Origin of the sequence: Stenotrophomonas testudinis, assembly GCF_024499815.1 — a bacterium.
GTDB lineage: Bacteria > Pseudomonadota > Gammaproteobacteria > Xanthomonadales > Xanthomonadaceae > Stenotrophomonas.
Map to the genome: position 1 here is coordinate 1 of NZ_JAMOKY010000056.1, position 17,970 is coordinate 17,970.

General features: G+C 68.5%; 9 protein-coding genes and 1 riboswitch. Of the genes, 6 read left to right on the forward strand and 3 right to left on the reverse strand.

What is annotated here, in order from left to right; all coding sequences use genetic code 11:
* Positions 1-185: 185 nt before the first annotated feature.
* The gene (locus tag NQ204_RS18695; RefSeq protein ID WP_256644628.1) at positions 186-1,982 is read left to right on the forward strand and encodes an autotransporter assembly complex protein TamA; all 1,797 of its coding nucleotides are present in this window, start codon (positions 186-188) and stop codon (positions 1,980-1,982) included.
* Positions 1,979-5,839: a translocation/assembly module TamB domain-containing protein gene (locus NQ204_RS18700; RefSeq protein WP_256644629.1), complete on the forward strand. Its 3,861-nt coding sequence runs from the start codon at positions 1,979-1,981 to the stop codon at positions 5,837-5,839. The genes NQ204_RS18695 and NQ204_RS18700 overlap by 4 nt, the downstream gene beginning before the upstream one ends.
* Positions 5,840-5,883: 44 nt before the next feature.
* Here the strand turns inward: NQ204_RS18700 and NQ204_RS18705 are convergent, their stop codons facing one another.
* The 3 genes from NQ204_RS18705 to NQ204_RS18715 are packed head-to-tail and all read right to left on the reverse strand — an operon-like array spanning position 5,884 to position 10,276.
* Positions 5,884-7,206: a J domain-containing protein gene (locus NQ204_RS18705; RefSeq protein WP_256644630.1), complete on the reverse strand. Its 1,323-nt coding sequence runs from the start codon at positions 7,204-7,206 to the stop codon at positions 5,884-5,886.
* Positions 7,203-8,591 carry a J domain-containing protein gene (locus NQ204_RS18710; protein WP_256644631.1) on the reverse strand — a complete coding sequence of 463 codons (1,389 nt, stop codon included), beginning with the start codon at positions 8,589-8,591 and terminating at the stop codon, positions 7,203-7,205. Before NQ204_RS18710 ends, NQ204_RS18705 begins: the two co-directional genes overlap by 4 nt.
* The gene (locus NQ204_RS18715) at positions 8,588-10,276 is read right to left on the reverse strand and encodes a molecular chaperone HscC (RefSeq protein ID WP_256644632.1); all 1,689 of its coding nucleotides are present in this window, start codon (positions 10,274-10,276) and stop codon (positions 8,588-8,590) included. The genes NQ204_RS18710 and NQ204_RS18715 overlap by 4 nt, the downstream gene beginning before the upstream one ends.
* A gap of 144 nt (positions 10,277-10,420) precedes the next feature.
* Here NQ204_RS18715 and NQ204_RS18720 point away from each other — a divergent pair, with 144 nt between their 5' ends.
* The 4 genes from NQ204_RS18720 to NQ204_RS18735 all read left to right on the forward strand — a co-directional run bounded on the left by NQ204_RS18720 (position 10,421) and on the right by NQ204_RS18735 (position 17,656).
* Complete coding sequence (locus NQ204_RS18720) at positions 10,421-12,568, forward strand: S46 family peptidase (protein WP_256644633.1); 2,148 nt, start codon at positions 10,421-10,423, stop codon at positions 12,566-12,568.
* Between the two features lie 99 nt (positions 12,569-12,667).
* Positions 12,668-16,114 carry a hybrid sensor histidine kinase/response regulator gene (locus NQ204_RS18725; RefSeq protein WP_116863084.1) on the forward strand — a complete coding sequence of 1,149 codons (3,447 nt, stop codon included), beginning with the start codon at positions 12,668-12,670 and terminating at the stop codon, positions 16,112-16,114.
* 164 nt (positions 16,115-16,278) lie between these two features.
* Positions 16,279-16,368: riboswitch (yybP-ykoY riboswitch) on the forward strand.
* Between the two features lie 89 nt (positions 16,369-16,457).
* Positions 16,458-17,033: a manganese efflux pump MntP gene (locus NQ204_RS18730; protein ID WP_256644634.1), complete on the forward strand. Its 576-nt coding sequence runs from the start codon at positions 16,458-16,460 to the stop codon at positions 17,031-17,033.
* 167 nt (positions 17,034-17,200) lie between these two features.
* A complete protein-coding gene (locus tag NQ204_RS18735) occupies positions 17,201-17,656 on the forward strand; it encodes an REP-associated tyrosine transposase (protein WP_256644635.1) in 456 nt (151 codons plus the stop codon).
* The last annotated feature ends 314 nt before the right edge of the window (positions 17,657-17,970 follow it).

Consider the following 17,970-nt stretch of genomic DNA (forward strand, 5'->3'; position numbering starts at 1 on the left):
CCCCCCCCCCCCCGCCCCCCCCCCCCCCCCCCCCCCCCCCCCCCCCCCCCCCCCCCCCCCCCCCCCCCCCCCCCCCCGCTACCCATATCGTGCAGATAACGCGCACAAAGCTGCGCATTTTGACTGCCACTTAACAACCTATCCCCATTCGCGCGCTGCATTTCGCATCGTCACGCGCGGTCGGTATGCTGTGCCGCATGCAGCCAAAGAAATACGCCCTCCCGCTGATGGTCCTGACCCTGGCCACCTCTTCCGTGGCCCATGCGCGCGGCACCATCGACAAGGTGGACATCAAGGGATTGGACAAGGGCGACGACGCCGCGATCATCGAGAACATCCAGGAATCGCTGACGCTGTACGACACCATCGGCAAGGAACAGGGCGAGTCGCGGCTGGAATACCTGCTGTCGCAGGCCGAGCGGCAGACCCGCGAGGCGCTGGAACCGTTCGGTTACTACAACCCGGTCATCACCGTGGAAGCGCCCCGCCAGGACGAGCGCGTGCAGGTGCATATCCGGGTGGAGAAGGGCGAGCCGGTGCGCGTGCGCCGCGAGCACATCGACATCACCGGCCCGGCCATGTACGACCAGTACCTGCAGGATGACCTGGCCGCGTTCAAGCCGCGCAAGGGCCAGCGCTTCGAACACACCCAGTACGAAGCCAGCAAGATCACCATCACCCGGCGCCTGGCCGAGCGTGGCTACTTCGATGCTGATTACACCCAGCGCCAGGTGCAGGTCACCCGCGCCGAGAACGCCGCCGACATCGACCTGACCTGGGACAGCGGCCGCCGCTACAACATGGGCCCGGTGACCTTCGAGCAGGATTACTTCGTCGACAAGCTGTTCGACCCGCTGGTGTACTGGGAACAGGGCAGCTACTTCCACGAAGGCAAGCTGGACCGCCTGCGCGAGTCGCTGACCAAGCTCGACTACTTCAGCGTGATCGACATCCAGCCGCGCCCGGACCAGGCCGACGAGAACGGCGAAGTGCCGGTGGACGTGAAGCTGACCCGGGCCAAGCGCACCATCTACACCTCGGGCCTGAGCTACGGCAGCGAGAGCGGCGCGGGTGTGCGCGGTGGCATCGAGCGGCGCTACGTGAACAGCCGCGGCCACAAGATGAACACCCAGCTGGACTATGCGCAGAAGCGCAAGAGCCTGACCAGCACCTACCGCGTGCCGGCGTTCAAGTGGCTCGACGGCTGGTACGGCTTTACCGCCAGCGCCTACGATGAGCAGACCGATTACATCGACCTGCGCAACTTCAAGCTGATCGCCAGCCGCAGCGGGCAGATCAACGAGAACTGGACCGCCATCGCCTCGATGAACGCCCTGCGCGAGCGCTGGCGCTATGCCTCGGGCACCGAGTTCACCAACGCGGTCTACAACACCTCGACCCTGGTCTACCCGCAGCTGGTGGCCGACTACGTCAACGTCGACGATCCGCTGTTCCCGCGCAGCGGCATCAGCGGCACCGCCACCCTGCGCGGCGGCATCGAGGGCGCCGGGTCGGATACGAGCTTCGTGCAGGCCAATGCCGTGCTGCGCTGGTACATCCCGGTGGGGCAGAGCGACCGCCTGATCCTCCGCGGTGAAGGGGGCACCACCTGGACCAGCGACCTGGTGGCGATGCCGCCGAGCCTGCGCTACTTCGCCGGTGGTGACCGCAGCATCCGCGGCTATGCCTTCCGTGAGGTGGGCCCGCGTACGCCGGCCCCGGACAAGTACGCGCTGGGTGCGAAGAACCTGGTGGTCGGTTCGGCCGAGTACGAGCATTACTTCAAGGGCGGCCCCTGGGGTGCGGCGGTCTTCGTCGACACCGGCAGCGCGTTCGACAACACCATCGACCTGCACACCGGCGTGGGCTTCGGCGTGCGCTGGAAATCGCCGGTGGGCCCGGTGCGCGTGGACATCGCGCATGGCCTGAACAACCCTGATTCGCAGTTCCAGCTGTACCTGAACATCGGAGCGGACCTGTGAGCGCGCAGACCCCGGATACCCGCACCCCGCCGCCGCCGCGCTTGCGCTTCTACCGCCGCCGCCGTTTCTGGGCATGGTCGGGCGTGGGCGTGATCGGCCTGGTGCTGCTGGCGCTGCTGGCCGTGTACTGGCTGCTGCAGACCGTGGCCGGCCGTGATGTGCTGCTGGCGCAGGTGGTGGCGCGGCTGCCGGTGGGCGCCAGCTTCACCTGGGACAAGGCGGACGGCCCGGTGGCCGGCCCGCTGACCCTGTACAACGTCGATTTCCGCTACGACGACATCCACTTCCACGCCGAGCGCGCGCACCTGGAACCGGACCTGCGCCCGCTGCTGGGCCGCAAACTGCTGCTGGACAAGCTGGAACTGACCAACGCCACGCTCAACCTGGCCAAGAGCGACGAGCCGTTCAAGCTGCCGTCGTGGCCTGATTCGCTGCCGCAGATCGAGATGCCGCTGGCGATCCAGGCCGATGTCATCGCCATTGATGGTTTCCGCATCAGCCAGGGCAACGAACCGCTGATCGACATCGCCCGCGTACGCGGCGGCATCGAGATCGCCAATGGCGAGTTCCAGGCCCGCCAGCTGGTCGTGGACAGCGACATGGGTGATTTCACCGCCCAGGGCCGCTACATCCCGGCCGAGGATTACGACACCGACGTGACCGTGACCGCCGTGCTGCCGGCACCGCGCGGGCGCACCGCCGCCACCCTGGGCCTGGTCGCGCGCGGCGACCTGGGCCACATGGAAGTGGCCGTGGCTGGCCGTGCACCGCAGCCGCTGAAGGCGATGCTGGTGTTCGACGGCCGCACCGACCCGACCTGGAATGCCACGGTCCGCAGCGATGAACTGGACCTGGCGCTGCTGTCGCCGGCGCTGGCGACTTCGGGCATCGCGCCGCTGGCATTGGATTTCACCGCCTCGGGCAAGGGCGGCAACGCCAACCTGCATGGGCGGGTGAAGCAGGGCGAACAGGAACTGGAACTGGCACCGTCGGTGGTCTCGCTGCAGGACCAGGTGCTGAAGGTCTCGCCGCTGGTGGTGAAGGGCCTGGGCGGCGAAGCACGCTTGGAAGGCATCGCCGATTTCAGCCAGGAAGACCAGCAGAAGCTCAATTTCTCGGTGATCGCGCAGAACCTGACCTGGGTGCCGGCACCGGACCCTAATACCGCCGGCAGCGCACCGGTGCCGGTGACGTTGAAAGAAGCGCGCTTCGGCCTGGCCGGCACGCTGCAGGCCTGGGCCGCGATCGGCCGCGCCGACGTGCAGCGCGAGCAACAGAAGGCGCAGCTGCGCTTCGATGTGCGCGGCAACGACAAGGCCGCGCAGATCCACCAGCTGCAGGCGCAGACCCCGGGTGGCCAGCTGCAGGTGGAGGGCCAGCTGGCCTGGTCGCCGCAGCTGGACTGGGATGCCAAGGCCACGCTGAAGGACTTCGATCCGGGCTATTTCGTGCCGGGCTGGAATGGCCGCCTGTCGGGCAATCTGGCCTCCAAGGGCCAGCAGCTGCCGCCGCCGGCCAATGCGCCGGCCGGCACTGCCGGTATGCTGCAGGCGACCGTGGACCTGCCCTCGCTGAAGGGCACGCTGCGCCAGCGCAACGTCGACGCGCAGGGCAAGTTCGCCCTGCAGGGCGAACAGGGCCAGGGCGAGCTGAAGCTGACCGTGGGCAGCAGCCGGGTGACCGCGTCGGGCAAGGTCGGCGATCGCCTGGACATCGATGCACGCTTCGAGCCGCTGCAGCTGAGCGACCTGCTGCCCGGCGCCGACGGTGGCCTGCGTGGCCAGGTGCAGGTGAAGGGCCCGCGCGATGCGCCGGACATCACCGCCGACCTGGTCGGCAACAACCTCAACTGGGATGGCTACGGCGCCGAAAGCCTGAGCATCAAGGGCCACCTGCCGTGGCGGGGCGACAGCGGCACGCTGGCGGTGCAGGGCCAGCAGGTCAACGCCGGCATGCTGCTGGAGCGCTTGAACGTGGATGCGCAGGGCAGCGTGTCCAACCTGCGCCTGGCCGCACAGACGCGCAACGAGATGGGTGCGATCGACCTGCAGGGCAGCGTGCGCCAGCAGGGCACGCAGTGGCGCGGTGAACTGTCCGCGCTGCGCATCGCGCCGATGAAGGGCGATCCGTGGTCGCTGCGTGCACCGGCGACCTTCGCCATCAACGGCAGCACCTACACGCTGTCCGAAGCCTGCCTGGCCACCACCGGCAGCGGCGCACTGTGCGCGCAGGCCAACTGGCCGCGCGAGGGCGTGGTGGTGCGCAGTGATGCGCTGCCGCTGTCGCTGGTGCAGCCGTGGCTGCCGCCGCAGTCCGGCCGCCGCATCTACCTGCGCGGCGATGTCAGCCTGGACGCGCAGATCCGTCCGCGCGCCAATGCCTGGGAAGGCCACGTGGAAGTGCGCTCGAAGGAAGGCGGCGTGCGCCTGGGCGAGATCCGCAACGCCGGCACCGACAGCACCCGCGGCGAACTGGTGCGCTACGACCAGTTCTCGCTGAAGCTGGACATGACCCCGGCCAGCATCAAGGGCTACCTGGGCATGGGCTTCCAGGGCAACGGCTTCGTCGATGCGAAGATGCAGACCGGCTGGGAAGCCAGCGCGCCGTTGAACGGTGAACTCTATCTCAACATGTCGCGGCTGTACTGGCTGGAGCTTTTCTCACCGGACATCGTGCGTCCCACCGGCCTGATCGAAGGCCACGTGAGCCTGCGTGGCACGCGCGGCCAGCCCTCGCTGGGCGGTGACGCGCAGCTGACCAACTTCAAGGGCGAATTCCCGGCGCTGGGCCTGACCTTCGACCAGGGCAAGGGCAGCTTCGTCGCCCAGCCCGATGGCTCGGCCAAGATCACTGCGCAGGCCAATTCGGGCAAGGGCACGTTGTACGTCGATGGCGGCCTGTCCTGGTTCGGCGATGCGCAGCCGCTGCAGCTGAAGATCCATGGCGAGAACGTGCTGGTGTCCAACACCAGCGAACTGCGCATCGTCGCCAACCCCGATCTCGACTTCACCCTGGCCAAGGCGGCGATGGAGCTGCGCGGCACGGTCAACGTGCCCGAGGCCGACATCGACCTGGAGCGCCTGGACCGCGGCACTTCGGTGTCCGAGGACGTGGTGGTGCTGGATCCGGCCGACCCGGAGGAATCGCGCACCTCGCCGCTGGACATGGACCTGACCGTGAGCCTGGGCGACAAGGTGAAGATGACCGGATTCGGCCTGAAGGGCGGGCTGACCGGCAAGATGCAGGTCTGGGCCAAGCCCGGCCGCGAGATGACCGCCAACGGCGGGCTTGAGGTGAGCGGCCGCTACAAGGCCTACGGCCAGGACCTGACCATCACCCGCGGCAACCTCAACTGGAACTACAACGCCGTCTCCGATCCACGGATCAACATCCGCGCCGAGCGCCGCATCGGTGATGTCACCGCTGGCATCGACGTGACCGGCCGCGCGCAGCAGCCGCGGGCCGATGTGTGGTCCGACCCGGCGATGTCGCAGTCCGAGGCACTGGCCTACCTGGTGCTGGGCCGCAGCCTGACCAATGCCAGCACCGACCAGACCCAGCAGGTCACCGCGGCCTCGGCGGCGTTGTCGGCCGGCAGCGGCCTGCTGGCTTCGCAGCTGGGCGCCAAGCTGGGCCTGGACGATGCCGGCGTGAGCCAGTCGCGCGCGCTGGGCGGTTCGGTGATTGGCTTCGGCAAGTACATCTCGCCCAAGCTCTACGTCGGCTACGGCGTGTCGATGGTCGGCGCCGGTTCGGTGCTGACCCTGAAGTACCTGCTGCGCCGCGGCTTCGACGTGGAAGTGGAGTCGAGCACGGTGGAAAACCGCGGCTCGCTGAACTGGCGTCGCGAAAAATGACCCGGCCGGGGTCGGAGCCCTTTCGTTGAAACGGATCCGACCCCTCAGCGGTTGAGCCAGCGCAGCTCGCCGCGGTGGACGTGCAGGTCTTTCGCCCAGTAGACCAGCGCCATGACCAGCGCGGGCACGATCAGCACGATGGCCACCACCAGGCTGCCGGAGGGCGCGTCCTGCTCCGCTGAGCCGCAGCGCTGCAGGAAGCGCTGGCGGGCCATGCGCAGCACGGCACCGCTGGCGGTGACCAGCAGTACCAGCGAGAACACCGGAACCCCGGTGGTGAAACGCAGCGCCAGGTGGAACGCGCCCATCACCGCGGCGACTGCCAGTGGAATGGTCAGGATGCGCAGCCCCGGCAGGACGGTGGCGACGTGCTCCGGCAGCGACTGCCAGCGGATGATCGCGCGTGTGGCGTGGGACGTGAGCCACAGCCCTGGAACCAGCAGCACCGCAGCGGCGATGATCAGCGCCGCGCGCTGGCCGCCATCCAGCGCGCCATCCTCCGAGGCCGGCAGTGGCCAGCTGGCGATCACGGCCCAGGTGCAGATCAGCCCTAGGACCAGCGCGACCAGCAAGGCGCGCAGGCCACCGGCCTGCCAATGGATGGCATCGCCCTCGCGCCCGAAGCGTGACCAGAACGCGACCTGTCCTGCATCCAGGCCGGGTGGCACGCGCAGGTCGTGCCAGTAGCCGAGTGCCGCCAGCAGGCTGATCGCCTGGTGCGCGCGCGACGGCTGCAGGGTGTCCAGCAGGTTGCGCCAGGCCGGGCGATGCTCGCGCAGGCTGGGAAGCACATCGCTGCCGGGCACGAGCAGCGACTCGCTGATGCCCAGGTAGCGGGTCGCCAGTGCCTGCGCACCGGCGGGTGACAGCAGCCAGCGCTGCTCGCAGCGGCGCGCCACCGCATCCAGCCAGTGCAGGTCCATGCCCCGCACCGGGTCATCCCAGTTGAAACACCCGCTGAGCGTGTCGAAGGTGCTGCGCGGCAGCGCCGGTTCGTCGATCACCAGCCGCTGCAGCACGGCGTCGCCGATGCGCTGCTTGCCGTGCAGCGACCACAGCTCCGGTTGCTGCTGCAGCGACTGCTGGAGCAGGGCCGTGTCGCCCTGGCTGGCCACCACGAGCAGCTGCGCGGCGACGCCCTCGGCGTCCACCGTATCCGTCGATGCCGGCGCCGGGCGGTCCTCCGCAGGCGGCGCTGCATCCTCGCGCAGTTGCGCCAGCGCGGCCTGGTAGGCCTCGTGCAGCCGCTGGAACGCAACCGGGTCATCTTCGGGCCGGGTGACGCGCAGCTGCTGCGCATAGGCGCGCTTGATGGCGCGTTCGTCGGCGTCGGCGTCCAGCCCCAGCAGCGCCACCCAGTCGCTCATCGCTGGCGGCGCCACACCTGGGTCCAGGCATCGCGCGCCCACAATCCCAGTGCGAGGGCGACCGGCAGTTCGGCGTAGCTCATGCCGAGGATCAGCAGTTTCAGGAACGGCACCACCGACAGCAGCAGCCAGCCGTTGAACTGGATCTGCAGGTGGCTGCGCCGCCACCAGCGCCACACGGACAGGCCGAGTACCGGCCAGGCGAGCAGGGTGCCGGCCGTGCGCAGCTCCAGCCCGTGGATCAGCACGATGGCCACGATCGCCAGCAGCGGAATCGGCAGCAGCGCCGCGAGCGCGGACCGATGTGGCTGCTCGTCCTGCACCTGCCAGTGCAGGAAGGTCTGCACCGCGGGGGCGACTGCGCCCAGCAGCACCAGCGCCAGCGTGGCGTACAGTGCCACCCGTGCGTAGGTGGCCATCGGATGGATGCCGGCAGCGCCGTCACCGGAGGCAAACTGGCCCAGCACGCCCACGGCCAGCACCAGCAGCGCGGCGATCACCGCACACGCGACACCGCGCAGCAGTCCCTGCAGCCAGCGCTCGCGGTTCAGCCGGTGCATCGCGCCGATGTCGCGCCAGAACGCGATCTGGCGGGCCTGCAGTGGGGCCGGCACCGGCGTGTCGTCATCGATGCCGAGGGCATCAAGGGTCTGGTTGAGGTCGCGCCCACGCTGGGGCGACAACGAAGTGAGCAGCGCCTGCCAGTGATTCCATGGACGCGACAGCCAGGCCATATGCTCGCGGGCCGCGACGGGCGGGTCCGGCAATCCGCAGCGATGCAGCAGTTCGGCCAGGCGGTGGTGGTTGCCCGGCTGCACCACCCACTGGCGGTGCATCTCCATGCGCCGTGCATCCAGTGCATAGGGATCCACGCTGCTGCCGATCTCGTCCCAGCCGAACAGTTCGGCCAGCACATCGAGGTTGTCGGCCTGCACCGGCTCGGTGGCGGAGAACAGCGCGTCCAGCAGGGCGTCACTGATCCGCGCCTTCCCCTGCAGCGACCACAGTTCCGGCTGCTGCGCCAGCCACTCCTGCAGCACGTCCGGCTCCTGCTGTACGGCTTCGGCCAGGATGCGGCCGGCGATGGCCTCCACGTCCATGCGCGGGTCGGCCCGCACGTGGTCATCCGCCTGGGGACCCGCCTCCGCAGCGCTCGGCGCTGCCCATTGCAGTGGTGCTTCCGGTCCGCTGCCGGGCCACGGGGCCTCCTCTGCAGCGCGATCCTTCGCCCATGCCAGTGCGGCCTGGTAGGCCTCGTGCAGGTGCTGGAAGGCGACCGGATCGTCCTCCGGGCGGGTCACCCGCAGGCGCTGCGCGTAGGCCCGCTTGATCGCACGTTCGTCGGCATCCTCGTCCAGCTCCAGCACGTCCAGGCCCCAGCTCATGCATCGCGCTCCAGCATGTCCAGCGCCTGCGACAGCTCGCGGCGCTGCTGCTCGATGTGGTGCAGGTCCTGGCCGTCCAGCGCGTGGCGGAACTGCAGCAGCCAGCCCTGCAGCGTGTCGCGCTGATCGATGAACTCCTCGTACAGGCGTTCGGCGCGGGCCACCACGGCCAGGTTGTGCTGGGCATCGCGCGGATGGATCTTCAGGTCCTGCAGGGCCCGCAGGCGCTGCTGGATCTCCCCGGGCGACAGCAGGCCCGGGTTCTGTTCCAGGATCAGCTCGTGGCGCAGGCCCGTGGCATCTTCGGTGACCTCCACCTGCAGCAGGCCGTTGATGTCGTAGGTGAAGCGGGTGGTGATGCCGCGTTCTTCCATCGGCGCACGATGGGTCAGCGGCACGCGCAGCTCGCCCAGCTTGATGTTGCGGTCCACGGTCGGGCTTTCGCCCTGGTAGATGTCGATCACGACTTCGCGCTGGCTCTCGTGGATCGGGAAGAACTGATCCTCGCGGCTGACCGGCACCACGCTGTTGCGCTGGATGATGGGATGGAAATAGCCGCTGCGCGACTGCCCATCGGGGGTGCGGCGCGACACCTGGGTACCCAGCGTGTAGGGACAGACATCGGTCAGCACCACTTCGCGCAGGGCCTCGTTGCGTCCCTTCAGGCCTGCGGCGACGGTGGCGCCCAGGGCGATGGCATGGTCCGGGTGGACATGGCGCAGCGGCAGCCGGCCGAACATGCGGGTCACCAGGCGGCTGACCATCGGCATGCGCACCGCCCCGCCCACCAGCACGATGTCGTCCAGTGCGTCCGGCTGCAGCCGTGCATCGCGGATGGCCCGCTCGATCGGGCCGCGCATGCGCTGCAGCAGCGGATCGCACAGCCGGGCGAATCCGGCCTCGTCCAGTTCCCAGCGCAGCCGGCGTTCGCCCAGCGTCAGCTCCAGCGTGCTGCTGCCGCTGTGGCTCAGCTCGCGCTTGAAGAGTTCCAGCTGGCGCAGCAGCTGCGCCCTCTCGCTGTCGGCCAGGGTAGCCAGGTCCAGGCGCTGGTCGGCCAGCAGGGCCTCCAGCAGCACGCTCGAGAAATCCTCGCCGCCGAGGAAATTGTCGCCGGCACTGGCATGCACTTCGATCACGCCGTCGAACAGCTCCAGGATCGACACATCGAAGGTGCCGCCGCCCAGGTCCAGCACCAGCACCCGGCCTTCGCCCTCGCGCTGCTGCAGGCCATAGGCCAGCGCGGCGGCGGTGGGTTCGTTGATCAGGCGCTCAACGCGGATGCCGGCCAGTTCGCCGGCGGTGCGCGTGGCCTTGCGCTGCGCATCGGAGAAGTACGCCGGCACGCTGATCACCGCCTCTTCCACCTTCTGCCCCAGGGCGGCCTCGGCGTCGGCCAGCAGCGAGCGCAGCACCAGCGCCGAGAGCTCCTCGGGGCGGAAGCTGCGGTCGCCCAGGCGGGTCTGCCGGTCGGTGCCCATCCAGCGCTTGAAGTTCGCCACGCTGTGCGCCGGATGGCTGACCAGGCGGTCGCGCGCCGGCTGCCCGACCAGCACCGCGCCATCGGCCAGGCTGACCACCGAGGGCGTCAGCAGCTCGCCGTGCGCATTGGGGAACAGTCGACCGCCGCCCGCCTCGTAGATGCCCACCAGCGAATGGGTGGTGCCCAGGTCGATACCGACGATCATGCTGCTTCCCTGACTGCATGTGATGGAACAGCGATTGTAGGCCGACAACGCGGCCGATGAACGCGCCACCCCAACCATCGGCCGTTGCCCCATCCGCCCCCAGCGGCTATGGTCCCGGGCTGTTCTGTACTGCCGGAAACGCCGATGTCTGCCCGTAAAACCCTTCCTGCCGCCCTGGCCCTGGGCCTGACCCTCGCCGCAGGCGCCCATGCCGATGAAGGCATGTGGATGCCGACCCAGCTGCCGGAGCTGGCCAAGCCGCTGAAGGCGGCCGGTTTCAAGGGCAACCCGGCCGAGCTGGCCAACGTCACCGCACCGCCGTTGAGCGCCGTGGTGCGTGCCGGCGGTGGCACCGCTTCGTTCGTTTCCGCCGACGGCCTGCTGCTGACCAACCACCACGTGGCGATGGGCGTGATCCAGTACAACAGCTCGCCCGAGCACGACCTGATCAACGGCGGCTTCATCGCCCAGGGCCGCGCCGACGAGCGCCCGGCCAATCCCGACTTCCGCGTGCTGGTCACCGTTGGCTTCGACAAGGTGACCGACCAGGTGCTGGCCCAGGCCAAGGGCAAGACCGGCCGCGCCTACTTCGACGCCGTCGATGCGGCCAGCAAGCAGATCGTGGCCGAGTGCGAGAAGGACGGCAGTGTGCGCTGCTCGGTGGCCAACATGTACTACGGCACCGATTTCTACCGCATCGCCCAGCTGGAACTGAGCGACGTGCGCCTGGTCTACGCGCCGCCGCGCGCGATCGGCAACTACGGCGATGAGATCGACAACTTCATGTGGCCGCGCCACACCGGCGATTTCACCCTGCTGCGTGCCTACGTCGGCAAGGACGGCAAGCCGGCCGCCTACAGCAAGGACAACGTGCCCTACCAGGCCCCAGCGCACCTGCAGATGTCGGTGGAAGGGCCGAAGGAAGGCGATTACGCGATGCTGGCCGGTTACCCGGGCATCACCTACCGCCACCGCACCGCGGCCGAATTCGCCGGCCAGATCGACACCGTGCTGCCGCGCCGCGTCTCGGTGTTCCAGCAGATGATCGACACCATCGAGGCGGCCAGCGCCAACGATGCGAAGGCACGTACCCGCTACGCCTCGCAGCTGCAGTCGCTGAAGAACAACCGCAAGCGCGCCGCCGGTGAGCTGGAAGGCCTGCTGCGCAGCGACGCCAAGGCCCAGCGTGCGGCCGACGAAACCGCCATGCTGGCGGCCACCGATCGCAGGTACCAGGCCGACATCAACGCGCTGCTGGCCAACCTGTCGCAGGGTGCGGCGGTGGGCGAGCGCGACCTGCTGCTGGACCAGATGGCCCTGCAGACCCAGCTGCTGCGTTCGGCGCTGCTGCTGGAACGCCTGCGCATCGAATCGGCCAAGCCGGACGCGCAGCGCGAAACCGGCTACCAGCAGCGCGACCAGGCGATGATCGAAGGCGTGCTGAAGCAGGTGCAGCGCCGCTACGCACCGGAGGTCGAGAAGGCCCTTCTGACCCGCCTGCTGGCCCGCTACCAGCAGCTGCCGGACGCACAGCGCGTGGCCGAATTCGACACCGCCTTCGGCCGCACGCCGGAACAGCTGGCCAAGGCCCTGGACGGCCTGTACGCCGGCACCCAGCTGGGTGACGAGGCACAGCGCCTGTCCCGCTTCGCCGCTGCCCGCGAAGGCAAGGCCCTGGCCGCCGATCCGCTGATCGCCGTGGCCGGCCCGCTGGTGGCCGCGCAGCTGCGCATCGAGAACGAGAGCAAGACCCGCGAAGGCGAGCAGCTGCGCCTGCGCCCGGCCTACATGCAGGCGCTGTTCGCCTGGCGTGCCAAGCAGGGCCGCGCAGTGTACCCGGATGCCAACCGCACCCTGCGCATCAGCTACGGCAAGGTCGAAGCGCTGCACCCGCGTGACGGCGTGACCTACTCGCCGGTGACCACTGTCGCCGGCATCGTCGAGAAGAACACCAACGCCTACCCGTTCGATGCGCCCAAGCCGCTGCTGGCGGCGATCACCAAGGGTGATTTCGGCAGCACCGCCGACCCGGCGCTGAAGACCCAGACGGTCAACTTCCTGACCAACCTGGACACCACCGGCGGCAACTCCGGCTCGCCGGTGCTCAACGCCCAGGGCGAACTGATCGGCCTGAACTTCGACAGCAACTGGGAATCGGTCAGCGCCAGCTGGTGGTTCGACCCGCGCTTCAAGCGTGCCGTGCACGTGGACATGCGCTACCTGCGCTGGCTGCTGGCCAAGGTCTACCCGGCGCCGGAGCTGCTGAAGGAAATGGGCGTCCCGGCGGAATAACGCCGGTTGCGGGTGGGTGCCCACCGTTGGTGGGCACGGATGCTCCGTCACGACCAACGGTCGTGATCTACTGGCCCCTGTCCTGACGGAAACGCGCGCGTGGTCTCCAGCTGGATCCTGCTGCTGGTCTCGGTTGCCTATGCCGCGCTGCTGTTCGGCGTGGCGTGGTGGGGCGACCGTCGGCCGATGTATCCCGACCGGCCGTGGCTGCGGCCGGTCGTCTACAGCTTGGCGCTGGCCGTGTACTGCTCGTCGTGGACCTTCTACGGCGCGGTAGGCACCGCGGTGCGCCACGGCGTGGGCTACCTGCCGATCTACATCGGCCCGCTGCTGATGCTGCTGTTCGGCTGGCGCATCATCGAGCGCTTGGCGCTGGTGGCGCGCAGCCAGAACGTGGTGTCCATCGCCGATTTCATCTCCTCGCGCTTCGGCCGCTCGCGGCGGCTGGCCGCGCTGGTAGCCATCATCGCCCTGATCGGCATCGTCCCGTACCTGGCGCTGCAGTACAAAGCGGTGGCGATGAGCCTGCAGGTGCTGACCGGCAACACCGGCCCCACCGGCTTCTTCACCGACCCCGCGCTGTACGTGGCGCTGCTGATGGCCCTGTTCGCGACCCTGTTCGGTACCCGCCAGGTCGATGCCACCGAGCACCACCACGGCATGATGCTGGCCATCGCCTTCGAATCGGTCATCAAGCTGCTGGCGATGCTGGCGGTGGGCGTGTTCGCCTACCTGTGGCTGAGCAACCGCACCGATGCGGTGGTGCAGTCGGTGCATACGCTGTTCACCGGCCTGCCGCCGGTGGGCTTCATCTCGCAGACGCTGCTCAGTTTCCTGGCCATCATCTGCCTGCCGCGGCAGTTCCACGTGGCCGTGGTGGAGTGTGGCGACGTGCGTGACGTGCGCCGCGCGCGCTGGATGTTCGGCGGCTATCTGGTGCTGATCTCGGCGATGGTGCTGCCGATCGCCACGGCCGGCGTCACCCTGTTCGGCACCGGCGGCAGCGTGGCCGATGATGCGATGGTGCTGGCCCTGCCGCTCGCCGAAGGGCGCAACGCGCTGGCGTTGATCGCCTATGTCGGCGGCTTCTCGGCCGCCACCGGCATGGTCATCGTGGCCTCGATCGCGCTGGCCACCATGGTCAGCAACGATCTGGTGATGCCGGTGCTGCTGCGCCGCAGCGGCGACCACCAGGAAGCGGCCGACATGGCCTCGCGCGTGCTGTGGATCCGCCGCATGGCGATCCTGCTGCTGGCGCTGATGGCCTACAGCTACTACCGCAGCAGCAGCAACGACAGCAGCCTGGCCTCGTACGGCCTGATGGCCTTCGCTGCGGTGGCGCAGTTCGCGCCGGGCCTGATCGGTGGCCTGTACTGGCGCGGCGCCAGCCGTCGCGGCGTCGAGGCCGGCATGGTGCTGGGCTTTGCCACGTGGATATACACGCTGCTGCTGCCGGCCATGACCATGGCTGGATGGGTGGATGCGACCTGGGTGCGGCACGGGCCGTTCGGCGTGGAGTGGCTGCGCCCGCAGCAGCTGTTCGGCATGACCGGCTGGGACCCGCTGACCCATGGCACGTTCTGGTCGCTGCTGGTCAACGTTGCCACGATGATGCTGGTCTCCGCGCGCTGGCGTCCGGGTGTGGACGAACGCCTGCGCGCCGCGCCCTTCCTCGATCCCTATGCCGAGCGACCCTCGGTGGCGGGCGGCTGGCCCGGCCATGTGCACGTGGGCGACCTGCTGGCGCTGGCCTCGCGCGTGGTCGGCGAGCGCCACGCACGGCGCTCGTTCTTCGAACAGGCGCAGTCGCTGGGGCGCGAGCTGCAGTCGACGGCGCCGGCGGACCGGCCGTGGGTGCAGTTCACCGAGCGCCTGCTGGCCGCGTCCATCGGCGCCGCGTCCGCGCGCCTGCTGCTGACCAGCCTGCTGCGCGGCTCGGGCATGGACCTCGGCGAAGTGGTGGCGGTGCTGGACGAAGCTGGGCAGGAGCTGCGCTTCAACCGCGAGATCCTGTCCACCACGCTGGAAAACATCAGCGCGGGTGTCAGCGTGGTCGACCCGGACATGCGCCTCACCGCCTGGAACCGCCGCTACCAGGACATGTTCGGCTACCCCGACGGCATGCTGTACGTGGGCCGCCCCGTGGCCGACCTGATCCGTTACAACGCCGAACGCGGTGAGCTCGGCGAAGGCGATATCGAAGTGCAGATCAACCGTCGCATCGGCTACATGCGCGCCGGTTCACCGCACGTCTTCGAACGCACCCGCAGCGACGGCAAGGTGATCGAGATGCGCGGCCAGGCCCTGCCTGGCGGCGGTTACGTGACCAGCTACAACGACATCACCGACTACAAGCACGCGGAAAAAGCGCTGCTGGAAGCCAACGAAACGCTGGAACAGCGCGTGGCCGAACGCTCGCACGAAGCCGAGGTCGCGCAGCAGTCGAAGACGCGTTTCCTGGCGGCGATCAGCCATGACGTGCTGCAGCCGCTGAACGCCGCGCGCCTGTTCGCGTCGGCGCTGCGTGACAGCGATCATGTGAGCGAGGAGCAGAAGCATCTGGCCGAGCGCGTGGATGCTTCGCTGCGTGCGGCCGAAGAGCTGCTCGATGGCCTGCTGGACGTGTCCCGACTGGACGCCGGTGGCCTGCATCCGGTGATCGGCGAGTTCGACGTCAGCGCGCTGATGCGCGAGCTGGCAGCGCAGTACACGCCGGTGGCCGCCGGTCGCGGCCTGCGCCTGGACCTGTTCGCACGCACCACCTGGGTACGCAGCGACCGACGCCTGCTGCGCCGTGTGCTGCAGAACTTCCTGGCCAATGCGCTGCGCTACACGCGGCAGGGCCGCATCGTGCTGGCCGTGCGCCAGCGCGGCGACGAAGTGGAGTTGCAGGTGTGGGATACCGGCCCCGGTATCCCCGAGCACCACATGCGGCAGATCTTCGACGAATTCCACCGCTACCAGCAGCCGTTCGACTGGGGCGAGCAGGGCCTCGGCCTGGGCCTGTCGATCTGCCAGCGCATCTCGCGCCTGCTCGACCATCGCCTCAATGCGCGCAGCCGGGTCGGCAGCGGTTCGATGTTCTCGATCATCCTGCCGCGGGTGGCGCCGCTGCCGGGCTACACCGAGCCGGTGACCGCTGCACAGGCGACCCCACAGCCGGTGCGCAGCGATTCGCTGGCCGGCATGCGCGTGCTGTGCGTGGACAACGACGAGGAGATCCTCGACGGCATGCGTGCGCTGCTGGGCCGCTGGCAGGTGCAGGTGATCACCGCATCGACCGTGGACCAGGCGCTGGAGAAGGTGGCCGAGCAGCCGCAGGTGATGCTGGTGGACTACCACCTGCACGACCGCATGGATGGCCTGGACGCGCTGGTGGCACTGCGCGAAGCGGCCGGCTACCCGTTGCCGGGCGCGCTGCTGACCGCCGACGGCCGCGATGAACTGAAGCGCATGGCCCGCGAACGCGGCTACCGCGTGCTGACCAAGCCGATCAAACCGGCCTCGCTGCGCGCGTTCCTCGGCGCGCTGCGCGACGCGAGGTAACGCCGGGCCACGAAGCCCCTTGTAGAGCCGAGCCCATGCTCGGCTGGATCGCACCGCGCCCCTGTAATTTTCGCCGCAATATAGCCTTCGCTATACAAACCAGCCCTGCCTGCGCGTTTGCCCGGAAATGCGCCACGCGCGGATCGCGATGCTAAGCTTCGCGTCCCCTTGGGGAGTAGCCGGATTCCTACGCAGGAATCGTCCACGTCAACATACTCGGCCAGTGCGCCGTGGCGTGGACAACCATGATGGTTGGCGAGACCAGCGGCCCGCGCGCGCAACGTCAGGTTGGGCGCGAGCGCGAGCCGTGCGTCCGTCCTTGCCCGACCTTCAGCAGCCGCCAATGTCTCCTGTTTCGATCCTCCTGATCGGCTTTGCCATGTCTACCGATGCCTTCGCTGCCGCGATCGGCAAGGGTGCGGCCATGCGCAAGCCGGTATTCCGCGATGCACTGCGCGCCGGCATCATCTTCGGCGTCATCGAGGCGATCACGCCCATCATCGGCTGGCTGCTCGGCCGTGCCGCCCTGCAATACGTGGAAGCCTTCGACCACTGGATCGCGTTCGGCCTGCTGCTCGCGCTGGGCGTGCACATGATCATCAACGGCGTGCGCCCGGACAGCGCTGAAGAGGACGAGGATCCCTCGCAGCATCACGGTTTCTGGAAGCTGGCACTGACCGGATTCGCCACCAGCATCGATGCGATGGCCGTGGGCATCGGCCTGGCCTTCATGGACGTGCATATCGGTGTGATGGCTGCGGTCATCGGCCTGTGCACGCTGACCATGGTCACCGCCGGCATCATGCTCGGCCGCGTGCTGGGTGGCATGGTCGGCAAGCGCGCCGAGATCATCGGCGGCGTGATCCTGGTGATCATCGGTTCGACGATCCTGTACGAACATCTGCACGGCGTGGCGTAACACGCGAAGTCCTGTAGAGCCGAGCCTGCGCTCGGCTCACGCGCGTAGCGCGGATTTTGGCGAACAGCAGCCGAGCATGGGCTCGGCTCTACAGCGGGGCATCGGCCGACAAGTTATGCGGTGTTGTCCCGATGGAGAGCCTGTTGGGCGCAGCATAGTCTTCGGGCATGTCCAGCCCCGCACTCCGTATTGGCCGGTGGTCGCAGACCGGCAATGTCTATGCGATCACCGCTGTGACATACGCGCGTCGACGCTGGTTCGACGATGAAGCCAACGTTGACCTTCTGATCGAGGCACTCCGTACGGTAGAACGAACGGGGCGGACGTGCTCCCTGGCGTGGGTGATCATGCCGGACCACCTGCACTGGCTGATCGAACTGCGACGCGGAACGCTCGCCGGATGCATGCAGATCCTCAAGTCCAGAAGCGGACGAGCCATCGCCAGGCAGGTGGAGGCCAACGCGCCGATCTGGCAGCCGGGCTACTACGACCACGCGCTGCGCAGCGATGAATGCCTGCGCACGCAGGCGATGCACATTGCGGCCAATCCGGTTCGTGCCGGTCTGGCTACGTGTCTTGGTGAGTATCCCCATGCCTGGAGCAGATGGCCTCTGTGGGAGTAGCGCGGCCTTCGGCGAACAGCAGCCGAGCATGGGCTCGGCTCTACAAACGCAGGTGCCGCGGAGTCCTGTAGCGCCGAGCCTACGCTCGGCTCACGCGCGCAGCGCGACCTTCGGGGAACAGCAACCGAGCATGGGCTCTGCTCTACAAAGGCAGATGCCGCGGAGTCCTGTAGCGCCGAGCCTGCGCTCGGCTCACGCGCGCAGCGCGACCTTCGGGGAACAGCAGCCGAGCATGGTCTCGGCTCTTATCTCTTCCGACTCTGGCACCTTAGGTGCCGAGAGCCCGGCGCGGACGACCGTTCGGCTCTAGGTCT

Excerpts from the sequence above, each read along its gene's own strand:
- NQ204_RS18730 (WP_256644634.1), top strand. The coding sequence starts at position 16,458 with ATGTCTCCTGTTTCGATCCTCCTGATCGGCTTTGCCATGTCTACCGAT.
- NQ204_RS18715 (WP_256644632.1), bottom strand. The coding sequence starts at position 10,276 with ATGATCGTCGGTATCGACCTGGGCACCACCCATTCGCTGGTGGGCATC.
- NQ204_RS18735 (WP_256644635.1), top strand. The coding sequence starts at position 17,201 with ATGTCCAGCCCCGCACTCCGTATTGGCCGGTGGTCGCAGACCGGCAAT.
- NQ204_RS18705 (WP_256644630.1), bottom strand. The coding sequence starts at position 7,206 with ATGAGCGACTGGGTGGCGCTGCTGGGGCTGGACGCCGACGCCGACGAA.
- NQ204_RS18710 (WP_256644631.1), bottom strand. The coding sequence starts at position 8,591 with ATGAGCTGGGGCCTGGACGTGCTGGAGCTGGACGAGGATGCCGACGAA.
- NQ204_RS18720 (WP_256644633.1), top strand. The coding sequence starts at position 10,421 with ATGTCTGCCCGTAAAACCCTTCCTGCCGCCCTGGCCCTGGGCCTGACC.
- NQ204_RS18695 (WP_256644628.1), top strand. The coding sequence starts at position 186 with ATGCTGTGCCGCATGCAGCCAAAGAAATACGCCCTCCCGCTGATGGTC.